The 24,800-nt window shown below is 62.1% G+C and carries 25 protein-coding genes; 15 read left to right on the top strand and 10 right to left on the bottom strand.

What is annotated here, in order from left to right; genetic code table 11:
- Positions 1–12: 12 nt before the first annotated feature.
- The 3 genes from BFP95_RS21330 to BFP95_RS21320 are packed head-to-tail and all read right to left on the bottom strand — an operon-like array spanning position 13 to position 2,754.
- On the bottom strand, positions 13–939 hold the full coding sequence (locus BFP95_RS21330) for a sugar ABC transporter substrate-binding protein (RefSeq protein ID WP_065876229.1): 927 nt from the start codon (positions 937–939) through the stop codon (positions 13–15).
- Between the two features lie 19 nt (positions 940–958).
- Positions 959–1,738 (bottom strand): TIM barrel protein, encoded by a 780-nt coding sequence (locus tag BFP95_RS21325; RefSeq protein WP_065876228.1) that lies wholly within the window; start codon positions 1,736–1,738, stop codon positions 959–961.
- On the bottom strand, positions 1,735–2,754 hold the full coding sequence (locus BFP95_RS21320; protein WP_065889382.1) for a Gfo/Idh/MocA family oxidoreductase: 1,020 nt from the start codon (positions 2,752–2,754) through the stop codon (positions 1,735–1,737). Before BFP95_RS21320 ends, BFP95_RS21325 begins: the two co-directional genes overlap by 4 nt.
- 185 nt (positions 2,755–2,939) lie before the next feature.
- Between BFP95_RS21320 and BFP95_RS21315 the strand changes: the two genes are divergently transcribed.
- The gene (locus BFP95_RS21315) at positions 2,940–4,901 is read left to right on the top strand and encodes a sigma-54 interaction domain-containing protein (protein WP_065889384.1); all 1,962 of its coding nucleotides are present in this window, start codon (positions 2,940–2,942) and stop codon (positions 4,899–4,901) included.
- Between the two features lie 13 nt (positions 4,902–4,914).
- Here BFP95_RS21315 and rtcR read toward each other — a convergent pair whose 3' ends face one another.
- A complete protein-coding gene (gene rtcR, locus BFP95_RS21310) occupies positions 4,915–6,495 on the bottom strand; it encodes an RNA repair transcriptional activator RtcR (RefSeq protein WP_065910660.1) in 1,581 nt (526 codons plus the stop codon).
- Positions 6,496–6,708: 213 nt separating this feature from the next.
- Here rtcR and BFP95_RS21305 point away from each other — a divergent pair, with 213 nt between their 5' ends.
- The 3 genes from BFP95_RS21305 to rtcA are packed head-to-tail and all read left to right on the top strand — an operon-like array spanning position 6,709 to position 9,771.
- Positions 6,709–7,935 (top strand): RtcB family protein, encoded by a 1,227-nt coding sequence (locus BFP95_RS21305; RefSeq protein WP_065876224.1) that lies wholly within the window; start codon positions 6,709–6,711, stop codon positions 7,933–7,935.
- A gap of 13 nt (positions 7,936–7,948) precedes the next feature.
- Positions 7,949–8,737, top strand: a complete 789-nt coding sequence (locus BFP95_RS21300) for a nucleotidyltransferase domain-containing protein (RefSeq protein ID WP_065876223.1) — start codon at positions 7,949–7,951, stop codon at positions 8,735–8,737.
- 8 nt (positions 8,738–8,745) lie between these two features.
- Positions 8,746–9,771, top strand: a complete 1,026-nt coding sequence (gene rtcA / locus BFP95_RS21295) for an RNA 3'-terminal phosphate cyclase (protein WP_065910659.1) — start codon at positions 8,746–8,748, stop codon at positions 9,769–9,771.
- Here the strand turns inward: rtcA and BFP95_RS21290 are convergent.
- On the bottom strand, positions 9,768–10,811 hold the full coding sequence (locus BFP95_RS21290) for a LacI family DNA-binding transcriptional regulator (RefSeq protein ID WP_065910658.1): 1,044 nt from the start codon (positions 10,809–10,811) through the stop codon (positions 9,768–9,770). The genes rtcA and BFP95_RS21290 overlap by 4 nt on opposite strands.
- A gap of 162 nt (positions 10,812–10,973) precedes the next feature.
- Here BFP95_RS21290 and BFP95_RS21285 point away from each other — a divergent pair, with 162 nt between their 5' ends.
- From BFP95_RS21285 to BFP95_RS21270, 4 genes are read left to right on the top strand one after another with little or no spacing between them, the layout of a single operon-like run.
- Entirely contained in the window at positions 10,974–12,068 is a 1,095-nt protein-coding gene (locus tag BFP95_RS21285) for a fatty acid desaturase family protein (protein WP_065910657.1), read from the top strand.
- A gap of 28 nt (positions 12,069–12,096) precedes the next feature.
- The gene (locus BFP95_RS21280) at positions 12,097–12,417 is read left to right on the top strand and encodes a MocE family 2Fe-2S type ferredoxin (RefSeq protein WP_032888397.1); all 321 of its coding nucleotides are present in this window, start codon (positions 12,097–12,099) and stop codon (positions 12,415–12,417) included.
- A gap of 2 nt (positions 12,418–12,419) precedes the next feature.
- Positions 12,420–13,619, top strand: coding sequence for an NAD(P)/FAD-dependent oxidoreductase (locus BFP95_RS21275; protein WP_065910656.1), 1,200 nt, complete (start codon positions 12,420–12,422; stop codon positions 13,617–13,619).
- A gap of 1 nt (position 13,620) precedes the next feature.
- Positions 13,621–14,436 carry a sugar phosphate isomerase/epimerase family protein gene (locus BFP95_RS21270; protein WP_065881418.1) on the top strand — a complete coding sequence of 272 codons (816 nt, stop codon included), beginning with the start codon at positions 13,621–13,623 and terminating at the stop codon, positions 14,434–14,436.
- A 73-nt stretch (positions 14,437–14,509) separates the two neighbouring features.
- Here BFP95_RS21270 and BFP95_RS21265 read toward each other — a convergent pair whose 3' ends face one another.
- Positions 14,510–15,382 carry an undecaprenyl-diphosphate phosphatase gene (locus tag BFP95_RS21265; protein ID WP_065876217.1) on the bottom strand — a complete coding sequence of 291 codons (873 nt, stop codon included), beginning with the start codon at positions 15,380–15,382 and terminating at the stop codon, positions 14,510–14,512.
- Between the two features lie 180 nt (positions 15,383–15,562).
- Between BFP95_RS21265 and BFP95_RS21260 the strand changes: the two genes are divergently transcribed.
- Together BFP95_RS21260 and BFP95_RS21255 are read left to right on the top strand one after the other, a co-directional pair.
- Positions 15,563–16,069 carry a GNAT family N-acetyltransferase gene (locus BFP95_RS21260; RefSeq protein WP_065881414.1) on the top strand — a complete coding sequence of 169 codons (507 nt, stop codon included), beginning with the start codon at positions 15,563–15,565 and terminating at the stop codon, positions 16,067–16,069.
- A gap of 80 nt (positions 16,070–16,149) precedes the next feature.
- The gene (locus tag BFP95_RS21255; protein ID WP_065876215.1) at positions 16,150–16,416 is read left to right on the top strand and encodes a hypothetical protein; all 267 of its coding nucleotides are present in this window, start codon (positions 16,150–16,152) and stop codon (positions 16,414–16,416) included.
- Between the two features lie 5 nt (positions 16,417–16,421).
- Here the strand turns inward: BFP95_RS21255 and BFP95_RS21250 are convergent, their stop codons facing one another.
- The gene (locus BFP95_RS21250) at positions 16,422–17,357 is read right to left on the bottom strand and encodes a GlxA family transcriptional regulator (RefSeq protein ID WP_065876214.1); all 936 of its coding nucleotides are present in this window, start codon (positions 17,355–17,357) and stop codon (positions 16,422–16,424) included.
- Between the two features lie 172 nt (positions 17,358–17,529).
- Here BFP95_RS21250 and BFP95_RS21245 point away from each other — a divergent pair, with 172 nt between their 5' ends.
- The 3 genes from BFP95_RS21245 to BFP95_RS21235 all read left to right on the top strand — a co-directional run bounded on the left by BFP95_RS21245 (position 17,530) and on the right by BFP95_RS21235 (position 20,037).
- Complete coding sequence (locus tag BFP95_RS21245) at positions 17,530–18,159, top strand: TetR/AcrR family transcriptional regulator (protein WP_065876213.1); 630 nt, start codon at positions 17,530–17,532, stop codon at positions 18,157–18,159.
- On the top strand, positions 18,156–18,833 hold the full coding sequence (locus BFP95_RS21240) for a type 1 glutamine amidotransferase domain-containing protein (RefSeq protein ID WP_065876212.1): 678 nt from the start codon (positions 18,156–18,158) through the stop codon (positions 18,831–18,833). Before BFP95_RS21245 ends, BFP95_RS21240 begins: the two co-directional genes overlap by 4 nt.
- Positions 18,834–18,912: 79 nt before the next feature.
- On the top strand, positions 18,913–20,037 hold the full coding sequence (locus BFP95_RS21235; protein ID WP_065876211.1) for an alkene reductase: 1,125 nt from the start codon (positions 18,913–18,915) through the stop codon (positions 20,035–20,037).
- 133 nt (positions 20,038–20,170) lie between these two features.
- On the opposite strand, the gene BFP95_RS21230 is transcribed toward BFP95_RS21235, so the two are convergent.
- Positions 20,171–21,169, bottom strand: a complete 999-nt coding sequence (locus BFP95_RS21230) for an NAD(P)H-quinone oxidoreductase (RefSeq protein WP_065876210.1) — start codon at positions 21,167–21,169, stop codon at positions 20,171–20,173.
- The gene (locus BFP95_RS21225; RefSeq protein WP_065876209.1) at positions 21,166–22,398 is read right to left on the bottom strand and encodes a YbfB/YjiJ family MFS transporter; all 1,233 of its coding nucleotides are present in this window, start codon (positions 22,396–22,398) and stop codon (positions 21,166–21,168) included. The genes BFP95_RS21230 and BFP95_RS21225 overlap by 4 nt, the downstream gene beginning before the upstream one ends.
- 112 nt (positions 22,399–22,510) lie before the next feature.
- Here BFP95_RS21225 and BFP95_RS21220 point away from each other — a divergent pair, with 112 nt between their 5' ends.
- Both BFP95_RS21220 and BFP95_RS21215 read left to right on the top strand, forming a co-directional pair.
- Positions 22,511–23,386: a LysR family transcriptional regulator gene (locus BFP95_RS21220; protein WP_065876208.1), complete on the top strand. Its 876-nt coding sequence runs from the start codon at positions 22,511–22,513 to the stop codon at positions 23,384–23,386.
- A gap of 77 nt (positions 23,387–23,463) precedes the next feature.
- Positions 23,464–23,850, top strand: coding sequence for a DoxX family protein (locus BFP95_RS21215; RefSeq protein ID WP_065910655.1), 387 nt, complete (start codon positions 23,464–23,466; stop codon positions 23,848–23,850).
- Between the two features lie 55 nt (positions 23,851–23,905).
- Here the strand turns inward: BFP95_RS21215 and BFP95_RS21210 are convergent, their stop codons facing one another.
- On the bottom strand, positions 23,906–24,724 hold the full coding sequence (locus BFP95_RS21210) for an alpha/beta fold hydrolase (RefSeq protein ID WP_049708817.1): 819 nt from the start codon (positions 24,722–24,724) through the stop codon (positions 23,906–23,908).
- Between the last annotated feature and the right edge of the window lie 76 nt (positions 24,725–24,800).

Raw genomic sequence — 24,800 nt, 5'->3', positions numbered from 1 at the left:
GTGTACCCAAGTTTATTTGTAGCGCTGCTCAAACACCGCCACCTGTTCCGGCTTGATCAGCTCAAACGGCACCCACACTTCCGATTCAATCGGCTCGCCCTTGATCATCCGGACCGCCGCCTGCACCGCTTGGGTTGCCTGGGCTTTCGGGTCCTGAAACACCGACGCCGTCAGCAAGCCACGCTTGATCGCCGCCAGGCCATCGGGCAAGCCGTCGATGCCGATAATCGCCACTTCGCCCTTGGCTTTCCCGGCTTGCTGCAACGCCATGGCCGCGCCAATCGCCATTTCATCGTTGTTGGCGACGATCGCATCGAACTGTGTACCCGCCAGTAACCAGTTGCTGGTCAAGTCCATGCCCTTGCTGCGTTGCCATTCGGCGCTTTGCTGCTCCACCACCTTGATGCCGGGAAAGTCCTTGAGCACCTGTTTGGCGCCCTCGGTGCGGTCATGGGTGGCGTTTTGCGCAAGGTCACCCATGATAATCGCCACGTTGCCCTTGCCGCCAAGTTTTTCCGCGAGGTAGCGCATCTGCAATTGCCCGGCCTCGATGTCGTTGGAGGCCACGGTGACGACGCCCTTGGGCAGCGTGCGTTCATCCGGGTGGCGGTTGACGTACACCAGTGGCGTCTTCGCGGCGGTGGCTGCGCGGGTGATGTTGGCGGTGGCGGCGGTATCCACCGGCAGCACGATCACCGCGTCGACTTTCTGGTTGAGAAAGCCTTCGACCTGGTTGAGCTGGCGCACCACGTCGCCCTGGGCGTCTTCGAACTGGATCTGCACGTCCTGCTGTTGGGCGGCGGTTTCGAGGCCGGTGCGTACGTAGGTCATGAAGTTGTCGTCGACCCGGGCAATGCTCACGCCGATACGGTAAGCGGCGAACGTCCATTGGCTGAACAGCAGTAACAGCGTGGCAACGAACAACGAATAGCGGTTCATAAGGGTGATCCTTTTATTGTTATAGGGTGAATGCTTGGCGGAAACGCTCCAAGGCCAGTTCGCTGTCGCCGCTGGCCCAGCCTTCCAGTCCGACCACGCCGCTGTAGCCCATGGCGTGCAACGCCCTGGCAATGGCCGGGTAGTGGATTTCTCCCGTGCCGGGTTCCTGGCGGCCCGGCACGTCGGCGACCTGGATTTCACCGATGGCGCTACCGGCGCGCTGGATCAATTCGATCAGGTTTCCTTCGCCGATCTGCGCGTGGTACAGGTCCAGGTTCATCTTCAGGTGTGGGCTGCCCACGGCTTCGATCAGCGCCAGGGTGTCGTCGGCGCGGGCGAATGGGGTGCCGGGGTGATCGACGTCGGTGTTGAGGTTTTCCAGCAGGAACACGCGGCCGGCGTCTTCGCCCAGGCGGGCGATTTTTTCCAGGGTTTTGCAGGCGCTCAGCCACATGCGCGCGGTGGTCCGGGACACCGGCTGCACGGGCAGGCCGCCGTCACCCAGGCCGGTGCCGTGCAGGTTGAGGCTGGGGCAGTTCAATTGCTCGGCTACCCTCAAGGATTCGCGGGCGCTGTCGAGCAATTGGCGGATGCCGTCGGGGTCGGTGAGGGTGCCGGTGATGTAGCCGGTCATCGAGGTGAAATCGGCACCGGTGGCGGCGAGGGCATTGATGTCCTTGTCGGTCCAGTTCCAGATCTCGGCGCTGAACCCCAGCGCGTGAATACGCTGTACGCGCTCGATAAAGGGCAGGTCGAGAAACACCATCTCGGCACTGACCGCCAGTGTGAACGGGATCATCGCTGGGCTCCCTGCACGGCGACGGCCTTGCCCGTTTCGAACGACTCGATGCAGGCGCGCGCAATCGCCAGGGCCGCGCGCGCATCTTCGCCGCTGGCCAGGGGCTTGGCGCCGCTGCGCAGGCAGTCGACGAAGTGGTTGAGCTCGGCAATGTAGGCGTCGCGCAGCAGGTCAGTGTCCAGGCGTAGAGTGTCGGCCTGGATGCCTTGGGCCAGGTAGCGCACCAGGTCGGATTCAGTGACGCTGCCCATGCTCAGCATGCCTGCGCTGCCGAACACTTCGCCGCGCACATCGTAGCCATACACGGCCTGGAAGTTGGCCTCGGCGGTGGCAATCGCGCCATTGTCGAAGCGGATCGTGACCACGGCGGTGTCGAGGAAACCTTTGCTTTTGTATTCCGGAGCGATCAGCGCGTCGGCCATTACGTACACCTGTACCGCTTCGGCGCCGGGGTTGAGGTAGCGCAGGGTGTCGAAGTCGTGGATCAGGGTTTCCAGGAAAATCACCCATTGCGGTGAAGCGGCCGGGTTGTTCAATGCCGGGTCGCGGGTCAGCGAGCGCAACAGTTGCGGCGTGCCGATACGGCCGGCGACGACGTCGAGGTGGGCAGTACGGAAGCTTTTGGCGAAACGCCGGTTGAAGCCGACCTGCAAGGGCACCCGCGCATCGGCTGCGGCGGCGATGGCGCGGTCGGCTTCGTCCAGGGTGATGGCCATCGGTTTTTCGCAGAAGATGCCTTTGCCGGCGCGCGCGGCGCTGATCACCAGTTCGGCGTGGCTGCGCGCGGGGGCGGCGATGAGTACGCCGTCGATATCCGGGTCGTCGAGCAGTTGTTGCGGGTCGGTGTAGACCTTGGCTACCCCCAGTTCAGCGGCAAGGCGGGCGGCTTGGCCCGGAGTCGGGTCGGCAATGGCGGCCAGGCTGGCACCGGGGATGTGTCGCGCAGCCGTGAGTCCGTGGAAGCTGCCCATGCGACCAGCCCCGATCAAGCCCAGGCGGATGTTCTGTGTACTCATGAAATAAACCCCTTTTTATTATTGGCCTCAGGACAGTCCTGATGGGCGAAGAGGTAGGAGCAAGGGCTGTGCCAATTCATAACTTGCTGATATTTATGAATTTATAAATACATATAAACAAAAAGTGTTCATTTTGATGACATGTCTATACTGACATGTCAAAAACATGAACACGGATGCCCCCAATGACCATGACGTTCAGCGTGCAAGACCTCGACTACCTGACGGCCTTGGGGCCTGCCGCGCTGAATGACGGACCTGTGTCCGCGCTGGAGCAGGCGTGGCGGGAGTGCCTGGCCGGCCGGGTCGAGCGCCCTGGCGACGTCCGGCAAGTCATCTGGGATTCCTGGCGGCGCAGCGTCGAGGCCGGTATCGATCCCGATGACAGCGGGTATCGCTTCGTGGCGCCCCGCGACCTTGATGCCACCCTGGCAACTCACCGCGTGCTGATCGCTACCGCCGCGCAAGTCATGCACGGCTTGCTGGCCTACAACCCGCGCGGCCATATCAACCTCACTGATGCCGACGGCACCACCCTGTATTTCTGCGGGCTGGACATCACCCCGGTGGGCAGCCGCCTGCTGGAATCCGTGCAAGGCACCAACTGCACCGGGTTGGCCCTGGCCGAAGATCGCCTGGTGTATGTGCTGGCCGAGGAAAATTTTGGTCGTGGCCTGCGCCAGCGCCGCATGCACTGCGCCGCCGCGCCGATCAAGAATGCCCAGGGTGAAACCCTGGCGATGCTGACACTCACCGCCGAGCCCGGCTGGTTTCACTTTCATACCCTCGGCACCGTGCAGGCGGCGGCCGAAGCCGTATCACGGCAGATGGCCCTGCAAGGCCTGCTGGAAGAACAGCAAACCGTCCTCGAAGTGCTCAACGAAGGCCTGGTGGTGCTGGACGAGCGCGGCTGCATCAAGGCGCTCAACCGCTATGCCCGGCAATTGTTCCGGGTGGGGCTGGAGCTGATCGGTCGCCCGTTCCAGCACCTGGGCCGCAGTGAGTTGGGTGATGCGACGGGGGAGCCTGTGCGCGACCTGGATTGCACCTTTCATCTGCACGACCGCAGCCAGCTCGCTTGCCTGGTTTCAGTCTGCCCGCTGGAGCAGGGCGGGGTGATCGTATCGGTGCGCGAGAACCGCCGTATCCGCGAAATTACCCGGCGCATTATCGGCACCCAGGCCCGCTACACCTTTGAAACCATCCAGGGCCACTCGCGCGCTATCCAGGACGCGCTGCACCTGGGCCGCATCGCCAGTCGCAGTGAGTCCACCACCTTGATCCTCGGCGAAAGCGGTACCGGCAAAGAGCTGTTTGCCCAAGCGATCCATAACGGCAGCGACCGTTGCACTGGGCCCTTTGTGGCGGTCAACTGCGGCGCCATCCCGCGAGACCTGGTGCAAAGCGAGCTATTCGGGCATGTCGAAGGCGCGTTCACCGGCTCAGCCCGTGGCGGCTCAGCGGGCAAGTTCGAACTGGCGGAGGGCGGCACTATCTTCCTGGATGAGATTGGCGACATGTCTTTCGATGCCCAGGTCAGCCTGCTGCGGGTGTTGCAGGAGGGTGAAATCACCCGCGTGGGGGCGAAGAGTTCGCGCCAAGTGAATGTGCGCATCATCGCCGCCACCCATCGCAATTTGAGCCAGGCGGTGGCAGAGGGCGCGTTTCGAGAAGACCTCTACTACCGCCTCAACGTGTTGAACCTGACCGTGCCGCCACTGCGCATGCGCCGCGACGATATACCGCTGCTGGCGCGGCACTTTCTTGCCCGCTGCGCGCGTTCACTGCGTAAATCGGTGCAGGGTTTTTCCCCGGACGCCATGGCGCTGCTCTCGGCCTACGGCTGGCCGGGCAATGTGCGGGAGCTGGAAAACAGCATTGAACGGGCAACCAACCTGGCGACGGGTGAACTGATCCAGCCTGTCGACCTGCCCTTGGAAAGCAAGCCGCGCGCAACGCTGCGCACTGACGAAGCGCAACCGCCCCAGGACCTGAGCAGCCATGAAATGCACGCCATCGTCGCCGCGCTCGAAAGCACCCGCGGCAACATCCGCCTGGCCGCCCGGCAGCTAAACGTGTCGCGGGGCGGGTTGTATAACAAGATGAGCCGGTTCGGCCTGAATGCCACGGATTTTCGTGGCGGCTAACCGCGTCGCAGGGCTAGGGCTTCAACTGCTTCCAGTCAATCGCAAAGCGCGCCAGGTATTTACGCAGGCGATCCGCATCGTTGGGCTGGGCCTTGGCCTGGCGGGATACACCGAACAAGCGGCGGCCGGCGTCGGATAGGCTATCGGATTGCAGGCACACCTCGATGACGGCCTTGAGTTGCAACTGGTCGAACAGGTCCAGGTCGGCGGGCAGCAGGGTGTGTGGCTCGGACAGCCCCCAGGCGTAGCGCAGGCGTTGGATTTCTTCTTCGGCCTGGGCCTCATCGATACGTCCGCTGTCGGCCAGGGTCGCCATGCGCGTGATCGACGCAGACAGCTCGCGAAAGTTACCCAGCCACGCCGCTTCGCTGGAACAGGCGAACGCCAGGTAGCGGCGGCGCGCTTCGAGGTTGAAGCGCACGCGGCGGCCTTGCTCGCGGGCGTGGCGCTCCAGCTCGAAATCGATATTGGGCTCGATGTCTTCGCGCCTCCCCGCCAAGCCCGGCAGATTAAAGGTCCACAGGTTGATGCGCGCGTACAGGTCTTCGCGGAACAGCCCTTCGGCCACGCGCCCGCGCAGGTCGCGATGGGTGCCGGCGATGATCAGGAAGTCACTGGCCACTTCGCGGTCGGCGCCCATGGGGTAGAAGCGCTTTTCTTCGATGGCTTTAAGCAGCATCGCTTGTTCATCAGGGCCCAGTTCGCCGATTTCATCAAGGAACAACATGCCGCCATCCGCCGCGCGCAGCAGGCCGTCGCGCGCGTTTTGTGCGCCGGTGAAGGCGCCCTTGGTATGCCCGAACAACGCCGACATAGCACCATCGCCGCGCAGCGTGGCGCAGTTGACTTCCACGAAGCGCCCTTGCACTTGATGGCGGCTGCGCTTGAGTTCGTAGATGCGGCGGGCGAGGAACGACTTGCCCGCGCCCGTGGGGCCGATCAGCAGCATCGGCGCCGTGGAGCGCACGGCCACGCGTTCGATCTGCTCGATGGAGGCATTGAACGCGCTGTTGCGTGTGGCGATCCCCGACTTGAGAAACGCCAGGCCTTCCAGGCGCTGGTGGGCGAAGCGTGAGGCGATGCGGTCGTAGCGTGACAGGTCGAGATCGATCAGGGTGTGTGTGCCCGTGGCGGGCGCGGTGTCGTCAAGGCGGCGGCTGGGCGCGGTCTGGATCAACCGAGCGGGCAGGTTGCGCGCCTCGGTCAGCAGGAACCAGCAAATCTGCGCCACGTGCGTACCGGTCGTGATGTGGACCAGGTAGTCCTCGTGTTCGGTGTCGAAGCGGTAGTCGGTGGTGAAGTCGTGTAGCGCGCCGTAGACCTCTTCGAAATCCCAGGGGTTGTTCAGCGGCATGGGGTGCAGGCGCACCTCGGTGTGGGGCGAGATCTGCTGGACATCGGCGCGCAGCCGCTCGGCGAGGCTGACGTCCCGGGCGTCGATGTCGTGGATCAGCTCCAGGCGATCAATCTGCAGGGTGTCCTGCTGGCACAGGCCGACGCTGGGGCGCCAGTGGTTCCAGCGGTTGGCACCTTTGCCGACGCGATCCAGTTTGGAGCCGATAAACCCGATGGCGACGGTGCGCTTGTGTTTCATGGGTAGACCAAAATATAAGTAACGATATGTGAGGATATGAAGTTGACGATCGGCTTGTCATGGTTTTTTTAGGTGTGAGTTATCATTTGTTAAAAATAACGATATAAAACAATTAGATAAGTATTTTTAGAGCGGCTTTTAAAAAACTGGCACGCCCGCTGCTATGTCTCTATCAACGCCGCAGCGCCGGCTTTCAAAAAAAGAATCGAGATCATGCAAGAGAAAACCTACCAACTGCTGGAAGTCGCCGACGGCAAGCCGATCAAACTCTGGACCCAGGGCGTGCCCGTCGAGCCCGAGGCCCGCCAGCAACTGATGAATACCGCCAAGATGCCGTTTATCTTCAAGCACCTCGCGGTGATGCCGGATGTGCACTTGGGCAAGGGTTCGACCATCGGCAGCGTGATCCCTACCGTGGGCGCAATCATCCCGGCAGCGGTGGGCGTGGATATTGGCTGCGGCATGATCGCCGCGCGTACCACGCTGACCGCCAGCGACTTGCCCGACAACCTCCACGGCCTGCGTTGCGCCATCGAGGCCGCCGTACCCCATGGCCGCACTCGCAGCCGTAAAGGCCGCGACAAAGGGGCATGGGAAGACGTGCCGGCCCAGGCCGATCAGGCATGGACGGCGTTGCATCCGCGCTTCAAGGCGATCACTGACAAGTACCCGCAACTGGAACGCAGTAACAACCGCCAGCACCTCGGCACCCTGGGCGGCGGCAACCACTTTGTCGAGGTGTGCCTGGATGAAGCCAACCGTGTCTGGTTCATGTTGCACAGCGGTTCGCGTGGCGTGGGTAACGCCATCGGCAACCTGTTTATCCAGTTGGCCCAGGCGGATATGCAGCAACACCTGGCGAATTTGCCGGACCGCGACCTGGCGTATTTCGAAGAGGGCAGCCAGCACTTCGATGACTACGTGGAAGCGGTGGGCTGGGCTCAGGATTTCGCCCGGCAGAACCGCGAGTTGATGATGCGCGCGGTGGTCCAGGCCACACGCCAAGTGATCAGCAAACCGTTTGAAGTGGCGCTGGAAGCGGTGAACTGTCATCACAACTACGTGCAAAAAGAGCGGCATTTTGGCGAAGACATCCTGGTGACGCGCAAGGGCGCGGTGTCGGCGAAGAAGGGCGAGCTGGGGATTATTCCGGGCTCCATGGGCGCCAAAAGCTTCATCGTGCGTGGACTGGGCAACGAAGAGTCGTTCTGCTCGTGCAGCCACGGCGCCGGCCGCACCATGAGCCGTACCAAGGCGAAGAACACCTTCACCCTGGCCGACCAGATCCGCGCAACAGCCCATGTGGAGTGCCGCAAGGACGCCGATGTGATCGATGAAATTCCGATGGCCTACAAGGACATCGACCAAGTCATGCACGCCCAGCGCGAGCTGGTGGAAGTGCTGCACACCTTGCGTCAAGTGGTGTGCGTCAAAGGATAAGAGGGGAATAGAGATGGAAAGGGAAGAACGCCACCCATTGAGCGACGCCATGCGCGCGCGGGTGCTTCAGGAGTTGGAGCGCATAGAGCGCGAGCGCAATGTGACGGTGCTGTATGCCTGCGAATCCGGCAGCCGGGCCTGGGGTTTTGCCTCCACCGACAGCGACTACGACGTGCGTTTTGTCTACGTGGAAAAACCTGATTGGTTCATGCAGGTGGATACGCCGCGCGACGTGATCGAACGGCCGTTGGATGACGAGTTGGACGTGAGCGGCTGGGAGTTGCGCAAGACCTTGGGCCTGTTGCGCAAATCCAACCCCACGCTGCTGGAATGGCTTGATTCGCCGCTGGTGTATCGCCAGGAGACCGAGGCCACGGCGCAATTGCGTGCCCTGGCCGAGGCGTTCTACAGCCCGCCGGCGGCGCGCAATCATTACCTGTCGATGGCCAAGAAGAACTTTCGCGGCTATCTGCAAGGCGACACGGTGCGGTTCAAGAAGTACTTCTACGTACTGCGACCGTTGTTGGCAGTGCGTTGGATCGACCTGGGGCTGGGGCGGCCGCCGATGACCTTCGCCGATTTGTTGAGCACAGTGGATGACGCACAACTGCTCGATGAGGTCGCAACCCTGCTGGTGTTGAAACGCAATGCCGGGGAAGCGGCCTACGGGCCACGGCGCCCGGCATTGCACGCCTACATACAGCGTGAACTGGAACGCGAAGTGCCGGTATTGCCACGCACCCATGAAGACTCCCAACAACTGGACCACTACCTGCGGGACACGGTCAAACGCTTTGCTTAAGGATAGATATGAAACAGGACCTCATTGAACTCGACGGCGCCATCGGCGGTGGCCAGGTACTGCGCAGCGGACTCAGCCTGTCGATGGTGACCGGGTTGACCCTGCGCATCAAAAACATCCGCGCCAAGCGCAGTCGGCCAGGCTTGATGCGTCAACACCTGACCGCCGTGCTGGCGGCGGCGCAGGTCTGTGGTGCCAAGGTGCAAGGTGCTGAACTGGGCTCGCAAACACTGGTGTTCGAACCCGGGCCGATTCAAGGGGGCGAATACCGGTTTTCCATTGGCACGGCCGGCAGTTGCACCCTGGTGCTGCAGACCTTGTTGCCGGCATTGCTGCGTGCCCCCACGGCCAGCCGCGTGACGATCTGCGGCGGCACCCATAACCCGCTGGCACCGCCGGTGGACTTTCTGCAGCGCGCCTGGCTTCCATTGTTGCAGCGTATGGGCGCGCGCATCGAATTGAGCCTGAACCGCTACGGGTTTGTACCGGCTGGCGGTGGTGAGTTAGAGGCGTTTATCCAACCCAGCGAGCTGATGCCGCTGCAGTTGATGCAGTGCGGAAAACTGCTCGCAGCCCGCGCGGTAACCCTTAACGCAGGGTTGCCCGCCCAAGTGAGCGAGCGCCAGTTCAAGCGCGTGCGCCAGCGTCTATCGTTTGCGGACACGCAACTGTTCCCGGTCGAGATTGACCCGGAACAGGGCCCAGGCAACGTGCTGATGCTGGAGTTCGTCCACGAGCATGTCACCGAACTATTCAGTGCCTTTGGCATGGCCAAGGTGCGCGCCGAAACGGTGGCCGACCAGGCTATCGACCAGGCCAGTGAGTGGCGAGGCACCGACACGGCAGTAGGCGAACACCTGGCCGATCAGTTGCTGTTGCCAATGGCACTGGCGGGTGGTGGCCATTTCACCACGTCGCACATGAGCGAGCATTTGCACAGCAACATGCTGGTGATCCAGCGCTTCCTGCCCGTGGTGATCGAGAGTCACATTCTGGAGGCGGGCGGCTTGAAGGTCGAGTGCCGAGCGCGCTAGAGATTCTCCGACGTCACAATCTGCGGCGGTATATGCACCCGATGCCGCACCGGATCGAACCCCTCGGCGCTCTGCAATTCCACCATCAACGCCACCAATGCCACGGCCGTCCGCCCCGGCTGCGAGTCCATCACCACATCAATCAAACCCTGGCTCAGCGCTTGGCGCGACAGCTCGGTCGATTCCTGCAAAATGCAACACAACGTCGGCCGTTTGGGCAGTTGGGCCAGGGCGCTGATGATGCCATCACCGCCGCCGCCCACCACGCACAGCCCGCGCAGGTCACTGTGACGGCTGATCAGGTCGAGGGTGGCTTCTTCGGTGATGTCGCAGTTATCCAGGTTGATCAGCGGCTCCAACGGCTTGAGCCCCGGCGCGTGCTCGGCCAGGTAGCTGTGCAGGCCTTCGACCCGCGCCTGGTGGCCGAGAAAACGATGGCCGCCGAGCAAGATCCCCACGCTGCCTTTGCGTGCGCCGCAGGTGCGGGCGAGCAACCAGCCCATGGTGCGGCCGACCACGTGGTTGTCCTGGCCCACATAGGGCTCATCGGCGTGTTCGTGGATATCCGAAAGCAGGGCGACCACCGGCACGCCGGCTGCGCGGATCTGCGCCAGGCAGGCGTTGATCAGTGGGTGGGCAAAACTGACCACCGCGAGGCCGTCGCACTGCACGGCCAACTGTTCGATTTGCGCGACGATGGCGCTGGGGGTGCGATCGATGATGTATTCGAACTGGCACGTGAGGTTGGCGCCGGCGTGCTGCTCGGCTGCATCGCTGATGGCACGGGCCAGGTTGGCGTAGAACGCCTGGGCGGTGCCCAGCAACAGGATGCCTAGGCGGTAGGTCGGGCGCCGTTCGCGAATGCGCTGGCCAATCAGCCGCGCGGCAAAGTAACCCACGGCTTCGGCGGCCTGGAACACCTGTTCGGCTGTGTCAGGATTGACCGGCGCACGGGCATTCAATACCCGGTCGACGGTGGCCACACTCAGCCCGGCCTGGGCGGCGACGGTGGCAATGGTTGGGCGTTTATTGTTGTTCATGACAAGCCCCTTGAGCGTCTTGATAGAAAACTATCAAGCTCCGCTGGGCCTGGATGATAGCTTGATAGGGAATGGATTCAAGGCCTTGAGGGTGATTTAGGCGTTCTCTATCGTGGGTTTCACAAAGCACCTGAAACCACCCGCTTGCGGAGAACAATAACAATGCCTGAACACACCGCTCATCCCGCCCGGCGCGACTACAGCCTTACCGGCCCCGAAGCCGCCCGCGCCTTTGATAAAGGCCTGGTCTCGGCCAGTTGGTACCAGTCGCCCGTCTCGCGTAAACGCATGAAAGAACTGATGCAGCGCCGCGACGGCCCGGCCTTGCTCGACACCGCCATCTGGATGACCGCGCTGTTCGCCACTGGCTTTGGCGGCTATTGGTTCTGGGGCACTTGGGCCTGCGTGCCATTTTTCCTGGCCTATGGCGTGCTGTACGGCACCGCGTCTAACCCGCGCTGGCACGAAACCGGCCATGGCACGGCGTTCAAAACCCGTTGGATGAACGACGTGCTGTACCAGGTTGCAAGCTTCATGTGCATCTTCGAGCCCCATGTGTGGCGCTGGAGCCATGCCCGTCACCACACCGACACCATCGTCGTCGGCCGCGATCCGGAGATTGTCGAGCCGCGCCCACCGCGCTTCTCGATGATGTTCTTGAGCCTGTTCAATTTGCCCCTGGCCTGGAAGACATTCAGCGGCGTGGCGCGCCATGCCATTGGCCGGATGAGTGCCCAGGAGGCAGACTTTATCCCCGAATCCGAATGGCCCAAGGTGTTCCGCGCGGCGCGAATCTGGGTCGGCATCTACGCCGTGGTGATCGGCACCGCCTTGTACCTGCACAGCTGGCTGCCGCTGATGCTGATTGGCCTGCCGAGTATCTACGGTGCCTGGCTGGGCTATGTTTTCGGCCTCACTCAACACGTGGGCCTGGCCGAGGACGTGCTCGACCACCGCAGCAACTGCCGCACCATTTATATGAACCGTGTGCTGCGCTTTATCTACATGGACATGAACTACCACCTCGAACACCACATGTACCCGATGGTGCCGTATCACGCCCTGGCGCAATTGCACGAAGAAATACGCGGCGACTGCCCGCCGGCGTACGCGAATATTTTCGAGGCGTACAAGGAAATCCTGCCGACCATCTGGAAGCAGCGCAGTGATCCAAACTATTTCATCCAGCGCCCGATACACCCGCGAACCGAACCGGCGGCCAATGCCCCGGTGCATGCAGAAGCCGCTGCCGGCTGAACTCCCTCCAAGAACAAGAGAAAACGCCATGAACGATCAATGGATCGACGTCTGCGCCGTGGGCGAAATAGACGAAGAAGACGTGCTGCGCTTCGACCACGGGCCGCACACCTACGCGGTGTACCGCTCGGCCGACAATGAATTTTTCGCCACCGCGGGTCTGTGCACCCACGAAAAAATTCACCTGGCCGACGGCCTGGTGATGGACCACATCATCGAGTGCCCCAAGCACAACGGGCGCTTCGATTACCGCACCGGCAAGGCCATGGGCGCGCCGGTGTGCGTCAACCTCAAGACCTACCCGGTGCGGGTCGAAGCGGGGCGGGTATTGCTCGCCGTCACGGCTTGATGATGCACGAGGCTCTGATTATCGTCGGCGCCGGCCATGCCGGTGGCCGTGCGGCGCTGACCTTGCGCGAAGAAGGTTATACCGGGCGGCTGATACTGATCGGCGATGAGCCGCACGTGCCCTACGAGCGGCCGCCGCTGTCCAAAGGCCTGTTGCAGGGCACAGCGGATTTGGCCGGGTGCAGCCTGTGCGACAGCGCGCGGCTGGCCGAACTGGATATTGAGCATATCGCCGGCAATCCGGTGACTCGCTTGGAGCCGCAACACCATCGCCTGCAACTCGCCGACGGCCAGTGGCTGCCGTATGCCGGTCTGCTGTTGGCCACTGGCGGCAGGGCACGACGATTGCCTCAGGCGCAGGCCAATGTGCTTTACCTGCGCACCCACGATGAGGCGCTGGCCTTGCGCAGTGTCCTGAACCCCGGCACGCGGCTGGTGGTGGTGGGTGGCGGGTTTATCGGGCTGGAAGTGGCGGCGACAGCACGCGGCCTGGGTTGTGAGGTGACGGTGCTGGAAGCCGGACCGCGCCTGGCGGGCCGGGTGTTGCCGGCGGTTATCTCCCAAGCGTTGCTGGATTTGCATCGTCGCCAAGGGGTGGATGTGCGTTTGAACATGGCGCTGGAATCCATCCAGGCCGACGCCGTGCTGTTGGTGGACGGGCAGCGGTTGCCCTGCGACTGGGTGGTGGTCGGGATCGGCATGCAGCCCAATATCGAACTGGCCGTATTGGCAGGGTTGGAAGTAGGGCAGGGCATTCGTGTCGATGCGTACCTGCGCACCAGCGCGCCGAACATTTATGCAGCCGGCGACGTGTGTGAGTTTGAGCGCGACGGCCTTTATCAGCGTCAAGAAACCTGGCGCAACGCCGACGCCCAGGGGCGGCATGCGGCGCTGAACCTGCTGGGCCGCGAAGTGCCGTTCGAGGCGCTCCCCGGTTTCTGGTCCGATCAGTACGATTGGGGTGTGCAGACCGTGGGTGTGATCACACCGCTTACGGTCAGTCGGCCATTGCCGGGCGGCGGCTTGCTGCTGTTCTACCTGGATGCCGAGCATCATCTGCACGGTGCGTGCGGTTGGGCGCCGGGCAACAGCGTGGCCAAGGACATCAAGCTGTGCGAACGCCTGATCACAGCACGCGTTGCGCTCAATACGACCAGCCTGGCCGACCCCGAACTGTCCCTCAAACACATCCTGCGAGGCTGATATGCGCCAATTCCTGGTGTTCCAATCCCTGTGGGCCATGCAAACCGAGCCCGGCCCCCTCGAAGCCCAGCTCGAGCGCATCAAAGCCGCCGGTTTCGACGGCATCACCGACCATTACTTCAAGCCCGCCGACGTCTCACGCCTGCACGCCGCCGCCACGGCCAGGGGCTTGCAGATCGAAGGCCAGCTGTTTCCGCAATCGGTGGATGATCTGGCGGCGGCACTGGACGTAATCAGCCGCTACGGCTGCCACCACCTCACCCTGCAAGCCGACGTGCGCCCGCGCACCCAAGCCGAGGCCGCGCGGTTGGTCGAAGGCTGGCAGCGCTTGGCCGAGCAGGTGGACTTTCCTGTGCTGCTGGAAACCCATCGTTATCGGCTCACCAATGATCTGTTGTTCACCCTCGACCTGCTGGCACAGATGCCCGATTTGAAGCTGCTGGCCGACCTGTCCCACTACGTGGTTGGGCGTGAGTTGCCGGAGCCAGGGGCCGATGAAGATGATGAACAGATCCGCACGATATTGCGCCACAGCTGGGGCTTCCATGGTCGCGTGGCCAGCAGTGAACAGGTGCAGGTGTCGCTGGACTTTCCCCAGCATCAAGGCTGGGTACAGCGTTTTACCCAGTGGTGGCGCTACGGGATCGAAGACTGGCTGGCCCGGCCCGATACGCCGCAAAGCCTGAGCTTCACCTGCGAATTGGGCCCGCCGCCCTATGCGATCACCGGCGCGGATGGGCGTGAGATCAGTGATCGCTGGGCGGAAGCGCTGAAGCTGCAGGCGCTGATTCGGCAGGTGTGGCAGAGCTGTCAGTGATGACCTTGGACCCGGTGTTCAAGACAAAGCAGCTCCCAGATTAGATTTGTGTTGGTTTTAAGATAGCGTCAGTTCAACTCAACAACCCGGTACTCACCGCCACAATCAGGAACATCCCCAGCAGCGCGCGATAAATCACGAACGGCCAGGTGGAGAATCGCTCCAAAAACTTCATCAGGCCCCAGATCGCAAAAAACGCCGAGACGCTCGCCACCACCAAACCAAAGATCAAATGCGGCCAGGCATGGGCCGGCATATCGGCGTGCAGCAGCACCCACAGTTCTTTCAAACCGGCGAGGGCGATGGCGGGCAGGCCCAACAGGAAAGAAAAGCGCGCCGCTTCCTCACGTTTGAAGTTGAGAAACAGTGCCGCCGTCAGCGTGGAGCCGGAGCGCGACACCCCTGGAATCAACGCGCCAATCTGCGCCACTCCCACGATCAACGCATCCCGCAGGCGCATTTCACTCACCTCCCGGGTGTGGCGTGCACGGACTTCCGCCACCGCCATCAGAATCGCCATGACCACACAGGAAATCCCGATCACCATCAGCCCACGCAACGGCGAGTTGCAGGCATTCAAGGTCGAAGACAGCGCCAGGCCGGCGATGCCGATAGGAAGGGTCGCCAGCACTATTGCCACCGCCAGCTTGAACCACCGGTCGTTGTAGTCACCCCGGCGCACCGCGCTGATGCTGCCGGTGGTCACTTGGCGTACATCGCGCCAGAAATAACTGACCACCGCGGCCAGTGCCGCCAACTGCATGGCTGCGGAAAACGCCGAGCCGGGGTCTTGCCAGCCGAGCAGGGCGGGTACTACGCGCATATGGGCGGTGGACGACACCGGCAGCAGTTCAGTAATGCCCTGGATCACGCCCAGGATGAAGATCTGCAGGTAGTCCAGGGAGGCAAAACCTACATCCAGGCCGGCGGTACAGACGTTTGTCAAAATACATGTCCTTGAAAAAGAGCGGCAATTTCGCGGAGTTTATTCGAAATGTTTCAAGGTTTCGGAAGGGGCAACACCTTTTTGCATTCGGTTCAGCAAGTAGAAAGGTTGGCCACGCTATTGGACCTGTGCCCAGGTTTTGTGAACAATGGCGCCCTGCGTTTTTTCACTGAGGGTCCCATGCCTGAAACCACCGTCGAATTGATCCAGACCGGCCCTGAAGAAGCCGAGCTGATCCGCAATCTCTACCAGTATTACGCCTATGAGTCCTCGGACTGGGAACAGGAAGATGTCGAGGCGGACGGCCGTTTCTACATTCACGACGAACACCTGGCCCGCTATTGGCAAGACCCGCAATGGAGCGCCAACCTGCTGCTGGTCGATGGCTACATAGCCGGCTTCCTGCTGATCGAAGGCAGCGAACTGCCGGGTATCGACGCTCTGGAACTGGCTGACCTGTTCATCCTCAAGCGCTATCGGCGCAAAGGCATCGGCCGCGCCATCGCCAGCCAGGTGCTGTGCAGCGGCGAGGCGGATTGGCTGGTGCGCTTTTACGACCAGGATGAAGTGTCCCAGGCGTTCTGGCGCACGGTGCTGGACAACCTGCCGCGCCCGGTACAGGCGATTGAGTTGGCGGATGATCCGCAGTTGGTGAGTTACCTGGTGACACGCGCGGTGTTGCACTAAGCGCGAGGTTGAACTTAACGCAGGGGGGCGCCTCAGAGGCTTGTCGGCCGCTGGGGCCCTGAATTTCACAAGGATGCGAAATGAACACGTCTTCTCTGTTCAAACACCTGCTTGGCGCTGCGGTGCTGCTGGCCTTGGGCGGTTGCCTGACGATGTCGGGCGATTACAAGGTCACCGCAGTGGACGCCAACGGCGCCCCGGTCAAAATGGTTTTCACCACCCGTGGCAGCGGCATCTACTCCGTGCGTAACGCGTTCTGCCTGAACTACCCCAAGGGCACGGTGACCATCCGCGACCTGAACACCGGGGAAGAACTCAGCAGCGAAAGCCCTTACCACTGCCGCTAGACGCTCTAGCTCCTGAACAACGCCTGCTGCATCGCCTGCGGCGGCTGCCCGAACGCCCTGAGAAACGCCTGGCGCATGCGTTCGCGGTCACCAAACCCGGTCTCACGGGCCACCACTTCCACGGGATGACGACTGGTTTCCATCATCGCCCGTGCGGCCTCTACCCGCAGGGACTCGATGGCCTTGGCCGGCGTTTGCCCGGTTTCTTCGCGAAACACCCGGCTGAACTGGCGTGGGCTCAGCCGGGCAACATCGGCCAGGGCTTCCACCGAGAGATCATGGGTCAGGTTCTCACGGGCATAGGCCAGGGCCAGTTGTACGCGGTCTGACTTGGGGTCCAGTTCCAACAGCGCCGACAACTGCGATTGTTCACTGCCCCGACGTTGGGCGATCACCAGCTTGCGTGCAATGCGCCGCGCGAGGTCGCTGCCCAGGTCGTTCTCCACCATCGCCAACGCCAAGTCCACCCCGGCGCTCATGCCGGCGCCAGTCCATACCTGGCCGTCGACGACGAACAGCTTGTCTTCTTCCAGGTGGATATCCGGGTAGCGCTTGCGAAAGGCCGGCGCGTGAATCCAATGGGTGGTGGTGCGCTTGCCCTCCAGCAAGCCGGCTTCTGCCAGCACGAAGATGCCCATGCACAACGAGGCGACGCGTCGCGATTGGGCTGAGGCGGCCTTGACCAGTTCTAGCAGGTTCGCTTCCGGCAGGCGAAACTCCAGGTAGCCGCTGACGATCAGCGTGTCGTAGCCCTGCGGCCGTATCGGCATGGTGTTCACCGAGAACCCCTGGGAGGTCATCACCGCGCCGCCACTTTCCGACACCAGGTGAAACTCATAGGCCGGCTCGCCGCGCAGCAGGTTTGCACACTCGAACACCGAGCCCAGGCTGAGGCTCAAGGATTGGAAGTTCGGGTAAACCATCAGCGCAACGCTGTGCATCGCATGTCTCCAGAAGCGTGGGAGGGGGGATTGTCGGTGGCTGCCGGAAAAACGGCAACCGACTTTGCCGCATGTCCGGAATCCTTGCGGATCTGACATTGTGCGCGTTTTACCCGGCCCCTAACATTCACTCAACGAACTAGACGACTGGTCTAATCGGATGGGATGAAAAATGAGCCGCGAAACTAAAAGTGCAAGGCAGACGATTCTGGAAAGTGCGCAGCCGATTGTGGGCGCCAAGGGATTTTCTGCGGTGGGGTTGAACGAAATACTTCAAGCCGCCGATGTGCCTAAAGGCTCGTTCTATCACTACTTCAACTCTAAAGATGCGTTCGGGGTGGTATTGCTCGATACCTATTTCGACAATTACTTGAGCGGTATGGAACAGCTGTTCAATCAGCCGGGCTTATCCCAGCACGCCAAGTTGATGCGCTATTGGCACCGCTGGATCGACAACCAGACCAGTTGCACCGACGCGGGCAAATGCCTTGCCGTCAAACTGGGTGCAGAGGTGTCAGACCTTTCAGAGCCGATGCGCCTGGCCCTGCAACGCGGCACCGCACGCACCATCGCGTTGCTCGCCGTGGCCTTGCAACGCGGCATCGAAGACGGCTCGCTGAAGGTTGCGCAACACCCTGAAAGCCTGGCCCAGCGCCTGTATGCGTTGTGGCTGGGGACCAGCGTCATGAGCAAGATCACCCGTACTTGCGCGCCGTTCGACGAGGCACTGTGGCTGACCCGACACCTGTTGGGCTGCCCTGAACACACTGACACTCACACCTATCGAGGCACTGGAAAATGAAAGTATTAATGGTACTGACCTCTCACGACCAGCTTGGCGATACCGGGCGCAAGACCGGCTTCTGGCTCGAAGAATTTGCCGCACCCTATTACGCGTTCAAGGACGCCGGCGCCGAGGTGGTGCTGGCCTCCCCGGCGGGCGGTCAACCGCCGCTGGACCCGGTGAGCGACCAGCCGGACTTCCAGACCGAACAGACCCACCGCTTCGCCGCCGACCCGGCTGCACAGCAGGCCCTGGCCACCACACTGAAACTGGAAACCGTCAACGCCGACGCCTTCGACACCGTGTTTTACCCAGGCGGCCACGGCCCGCTGTGGGACCTGGCGGAGTCACCGGTCTCGATTGCCCTGATCGAGTCCTTCGAACGCGCTGGCAAACCGATCGGTTTTGTCTGCCACGCACCGGGCGCACTGCGTCACGTCAAGGCGGTCAATGGCGACCCGTTGATCAAGGGCCGTCGCGTCACCGGGTTCTCCAACTCGGAAGAAGCGGCGGTGGAGTTGACCGACGTGGTGCCGTTCCTGATTGAAGATGAGTTCAAGAAACTCGGCGGCCATTACGAGAAGGGCGCCGATTGGCAATCCTTTGTCATCACAGATGGCCTGTTGGTCACTGGGCAAAACCCTGGCAGTTCCAGCGATGTGGCCAAAGCCCTGCTGACACTCACCGCTTAATCTAAAAAAACGCTGTATTCATTGGCGACTTTTATAAGTCGCCAATGCTTTAGCACGTCCGCAATTTGGAAAACTTTACATGACTGACAATGTTCTGAGTACGCCGGTAAAACTGGGTCACCACACGTTAAACAACCGTATCGTCCTGCCGCCGTTGACGCGCCAGCGCAGCGCTCAGCCTGGCGATATCGCGACCGACCTGATGGCCGAGTATTACCGCCAGCGTGCCACGGCTGGTTTCATGGTCAGCGAAGGCACGCAGATCGAGCCGCGTGGCCAGGGTTATGCGTGGACGCCGGGCATTTACACCCCGGCGCAGATCGACGGCTGGCGCAAAGTCACCGACGCGGTGCACGCCGAAGGCGGGGTGATCTTTGCCCAGTTGTGGCACGTTGGCCGGGTCTCGCATAACGCGTTGCAGCCAGACGGCGCCGCACCCGTCGCGCCCTCGGCGATCCAGGCGCAGCAGGCCAAGGCCTTTATCGAAACCGGTCCTGGCGTGGGCGAGCTCAAGCAGCCGCCGGTACCGCGTGCATTGAGCGCTCTTGAGATCGAAGAGTTGGTCGGGCACTACGCCCAGGCCGCACGCAATGCACTGGATGCCGGGTTTGACGGGGTGGAAATCCATTCGGCGAATGGGTACTTGGTCAACCAGTTCATCTCGGCCCATGCCAATCAGCGTGACGATGAGTACGGCGGGTCACTGCACAATCGCCTGCGCTTTCTGCGTGAAATCGTTGAGGCCGTGAGTGCCGTGGTCGGGCCGGAGCGCCTGGGTGTGCGATTCTCGCCCTTGTTCAGTGGCACTGATCAGGATCGCGTGTACATCGGCCTGGTAGAAGAAGACCCGCATCGCACCTATATCGAAGCGATCAAGGTGTTGGAAGAGTCAGGCATCGCCTATGTGTCCATCGCTGAAGCCGACTGGGACAACGCCCCAGTCTTGCCGGAATCGTTCCGCCGCGCGGTGCGCGAAACCTTCAGTGGCCGCATCATCTACGCCGGTCGCTATACCGCTGAACGCGGCGCTGGTCTGGTACAAGCGGGGTTGGCGGACTTGATTGCGTTCGGGCGGCCATTCATTGCCAACCCGGACCTGCCGCAGCGGATTTTCAACGGATGGCCGTTGAACCCGTTGAAGGCCGAGGGGTTGTATGGCGGGACGGAAGCGGGGTACATCGATTACCCGGTGTACGCCAAATAGCCCTGCGACGCTGATCCATGTGGGCGCTGGCTTGCCTGCGATAGCGTCACCTCGGTTCAACTGAATGACCGAGGTGTCTGCATCGCAGGCAAGCCAGCTCCCACACTGGATCTTCACAAGGCCTGGATCAGCGTCACTCCACCCGCAACACAATCTTCCCAATATGGTCCCCACCCTCCATCCGCGCATGCGCCTGGGCGGCGTCGGTGTAGGCGTACACCTTGTCGATGATCGGCAAGCACCGCCCGGCGGCCAGTACCGGCCAAATGTATTCGCGCAGTTGTTCGGCAATGGCGGCTTTTTCGTCTTTGCTGCGTGCTCGCAGGAGTGAGCCGGTAATCACCGCGCGTTTGCCGAGAATGCTCAGCAGATCGACATCATTGGCCTTGGCGCCGCCGAGGAAGCCCAGCATCACCAAGTGACCGTCCATGGCCAAGGCCTTGAGGTTGTTGTTGAGGTAGGAGGCTCCCATGATGTCGAGGATCACATCGACGCCCTGGTTGTCGGTCTGCTGCGCAATGACTTCGGCAAAATCCTGCTCGCGATAATTGATAGGTTCAGCGCCCAGCTTGGCAATTGCGGCACATTTGTCGGCGCTGCCAGCGGTGGCAAACGCCTGGATGCCAAACTCGCGGCACAGCATCAAGGCGGTTGTGCCGATGCCGCTGGTACCGCCGTGAATCAACACGCGCTGACCGGTGTGTGCATCGCCAAGGCCGAACAGGTTGGCCCACACGGTGAAGAACGTTTCCGGCACGGCGGCGGCTTGAATCCAGTCCATGCCCTCAGGGATCGGCAGGGCCTGGCTGGCCGGCACGCTGCAAAACTGTGCGTAACCACCGCCATTGGTCAAGGCGCAGACCTTGTCGCCCACCTGGTATGCGTTCACGCCTTCACCCAGCGCCACCACTTCACCGGCTACTTCCAACCCGGGGATCGGGCTGAAGCCGGGTTTCATCGGGTACTTGCCGGCACGTTGCAGGGCGTCAGGCCGGTTGACCCCGGCGGCATGCACGCGGATCAGGATCTCGCCGGGGCCTGCGACAGGAACCTCGGCGCGGCGCGGTTGCAGCACTTCAGGCCCGCCAGGGGTGGTGATTTCGATCAGGGTCATTTCTTGAGGAAGCGTCATTTCAGATTACCTGCAGCGATGAGCGTATGGGTTGGGACCGTGTCGAGCGGCCGACGGTTCAGCAGGAACATGCCCAGTTCCAGTGCCAGGGCAACGACGATGGCGCCGGCTGCGATCATGAACAACAGCGCATGTTGCCCGCCACTGCTGTTGAACAGTGCCGAATAAGCAAACCCGGACAGCGCCTGGAACGTCGCGAAGGACACTGTGGCGCGGCTCCATGCCACTTGTTGCTGGTGATGGTTGGGCAGCAACTCATGCACCCGCGCCAGTGCCAGCGGCACGATGCCCGGCGGGAATGAACCGAGGATCACTGCCAGCACCGCCAGGGCGGTAAACGAACCGGCAAACGGTAACAGGCCGACCGCAATCGCCTGCACCACCAGCACCACGCGAATACTCAAGCGGGCCCCGAGTTTATCGGCGAGGAACCCGTAAGTCACCGGCCCCACAATCGCGCCCAGGCCGTACATTACCCAGATCATCGCGCCGATATGGGCGCCGTCACCCAAGCCACGGGCCACGTAATCCACCAGGAACACCATCGCCGGCACCAAGCCCGCCGCCATAAAAGCGTACTGGGCGAACAACAGGTACACGCCAGAAGGTGTCGGTGCGCAAGTGTCTGCTCGTGCCGGTGCCTCATGCAGCGTACCGCTGGGCCAGGCGAACCAGCTCGCAACCGTCAACACCAGCGCCAACAGGCCGAGGCCAAACCAGGTCTGCTGCAAACCCAGGCTCAACAGCGGCGGCACGATAGTGCCGGAGCCAGCAATGCCCAGGCCGATCCCCAGGAAGATCGCACCGCTGGCCAAGCCACGGCGTGCCGCCGGTACATGGGGCAATACGGTTGCCGCTACCAGCACCATGATTGCGCCACCGGCAATCCCCGACAACAAGCGCCAGGCGAAAAACCACACCACCGACAGCGCAAAGCCACAGGCGAAAAACGCCAGGGTCACCGCCACCATCATGATGCGCAGGGCGGTCTTGTTGGAGGTGCGCTGGGCGAGGGGGCGGCCGATCAGCGCGCCAATCAGGTAACCCACCAGGTTGGCGGCGCCGAGGTAGACCACGTCATTGGCGGAAAACCATTGGGCCTGGATCAGGCTTGGAATCAAAGGCGTATAGGCAAACCGCGCCAAGCCGATGCTGACCAGGCTGGCGCAGAGGCCGGCGAAGATGGGGAGCCAGACTGAGCTGCGGGGTGGGGCGTGAGTGTCGAGCATGATGGCGGTCCTGGGTATTTTTCTCTGGCGCCCAGCATAGCCAGGTTTGTTGATGCAATAATGCTGCGAATACACGGCGCAGCGATGCATATATGCATCATAAGGGGCAGGCATGAATTGGGATGATGCACGGGTCTTTCTGGCGGTCTGCCGCGAATCAACGCTGCGCGGCGCCGCACGGGTGTTGGGCGTGGATCAGGCCACGGTGGGTCGACGAGTCAACGCCCTGGAAAAGTCCCTGAGCGCCACCTTGTTCCTGCGCACGTCCGAGGGCTATGCGCTGACGGCCGTGGGCGAGGCCGCCTTGCGTTCAGTGGAGAAAATGGAGCGTTCGGCCCTCGACCTGGAACGCCAGATCCAAGGCCTGGACGACCGCCTGACCGGCACTGTGCGGGTCAGCACCACGGACTCCCTGGCCATCGACTTCCTGATTCCGGCCATCGCCTGCCTGCACGACAAACACCCCGACGTGCGCGTGCAGCTGGACGCCTCCACCCAGATCCTCAGCCTGGCCAAGCGCGAAGCCGATATCGCTGTGCGCAACACCCGCCCCGACAATCCTGACCTGATCGCCCGGCGCATCGCGCGTTGGCCGCTGGGGCTGTTTGCCTCGCAGGCCTACATCGACCGCCACGGCGTGCCGGAGCCGGGCAGCCTGTTCGAAGGCCATGACTTGGTCGTTTATCAGCCCTACCTGCAAAGCCAGAAAGACCTGACCCTGGTCTCCGAACCGCTGGGGCGCGGGCGCATTGTTGCGGCCCTGAGTTCAAGCCTGTTGGTGCGCCGCTCTATTGCTGCGGGCATCGGCATCGGCGAAATCCCGGTGTACACCGGCGAACGTGACGGGCTGGTACGTCTGTGGCCCGAGCGCACGCGGCCGTTGCCGTACGACGTGTGGCTGGTGACCCACGCCGATCTGCGCCACACCGCGCGAGTGCGGGTGGTGATTGATGAAATTGTCGCGGCATTTGCCGGTACGGGGGAGTGAGGTCAGCACAGGCTTGCAAGCAGGCGGATGGCGCCGTTGACACAATCGACGTTTGTCTCGACCAACAGAGAGCACGTATGAACGAATCAAAACAACACGACCTGGGGTTGTTGTTTCTACGGGGCAGCGGGGCGCTGTTCCTGCTGTGGGTGCACGGTTTGCCGAAACTGTTGAACTACAGCGAACAGCTGCAGCTGATCGAGGACCCGTTTCACTTGGGCGCTCACATCACGCTGCTGCTGGCGATATTTGCCGAGGTGCTGTGCCCGCTGCTGATCATTGCCGGGGTGCTGGTGCGCCTGGTGTGCCTGCCGATCCTGGCGGTGCTGTTGATCGCCATGCTGGTGGTGCACCCGGAGTGGACGTTGCTGGAAGGGCAATTCGGCTGGCTGCTGTTGATCATTTTCAGCAGCGTGTTGGTCGCCGGGCCGGGGCGTCTGGTCGTGAGCCAACGTTTCTCCTGAGCAAAAAAAGGCCGGGCAAGCCCGGCCGAAATAAGGAGAGGGTGGTTCAGGTGTTTCAGCGGTTCAGGAACGCCAGCAGGTCTTCATTCAAGGCCTGGGCATGGGTCACGGCGAAACCGTGTGGTGCGTCCTTGTAGACCTTCAGCTCGGCGCCTTTGATCGAAGCCGCGGCGGCTTTGCCGGTGGTTTCGAACGGTACGATCTGGTCGCCGTCACCGTGGATGACCAGGGTCGGCACGTCAATCTTGGCCATGTCCGGGCGGAAGTCGGTTTCGGAGAAGGCGGTGACGCAATCCACGGTCGATTTCAGTGACGCCAGCATTGCCACCTGCAGGGTCTGCGTCAGCACGCCTTCGGAGACTGTCTGGCCCTTGTTGATACCAAAGAACGGCGTGTTGAAATCGCTGATGAATTGCGCGCGATCCTTCAGCAGCCCGGCCTTGATGCCATCGAACACTTCAGTCGGCACGCCCTGCGGGTAATCCGGTTTCTGGCCGAACAGAGGCGTCACCGCACCCAGCAGTACCAGGCCGGCGACGCGGGCGCTGCCGTGGCGGGCGATGTAGCGCGCCACGTCGCCGCCGCCCATGGAGAAGCCCACCAGGGTCACGTCCTTGAGGTCCAGGTGTTCGATCAACTGCGCGATATCGTCGGCGAAGGTGTTGTAGTCGTTACCCGTCCACGGCTGGTCCGAGCGCCCGAAGCCACGGCGGTCAAACGCGATGGTGCGAAAACCACGGCTGCTCAGGTATTCCATCTGGTATTCCCACATGTCGGCATCCAGTGGCCAGCCGTGGCTGAACAGCACGGGCTTACCGCTGCCCCAATCCTTGAAGTAGATCTGGGTACCGTCTTTGGCAACGAATGTGCTCATGGAAAACTCCTTGGTGAATAGGCTGGAAAACTCAGGATCACTATTGCCCTTAAGCGTTTCGAGGGCTTGTACGGGT

Origin of the sequence: Pseudomonas sp. 58 R 12 (assembly GCF_900005865.1) — a bacterium.
GTDB lineage: Bacteria > Pseudomonadota > Gammaproteobacteria > Pseudomonadales > Pseudomonadaceae > Aquipseudomonas > Aquipseudomonas tritici.
This window is presented reverse-complemented; position numbering and strand designations above follow the sequence as displayed.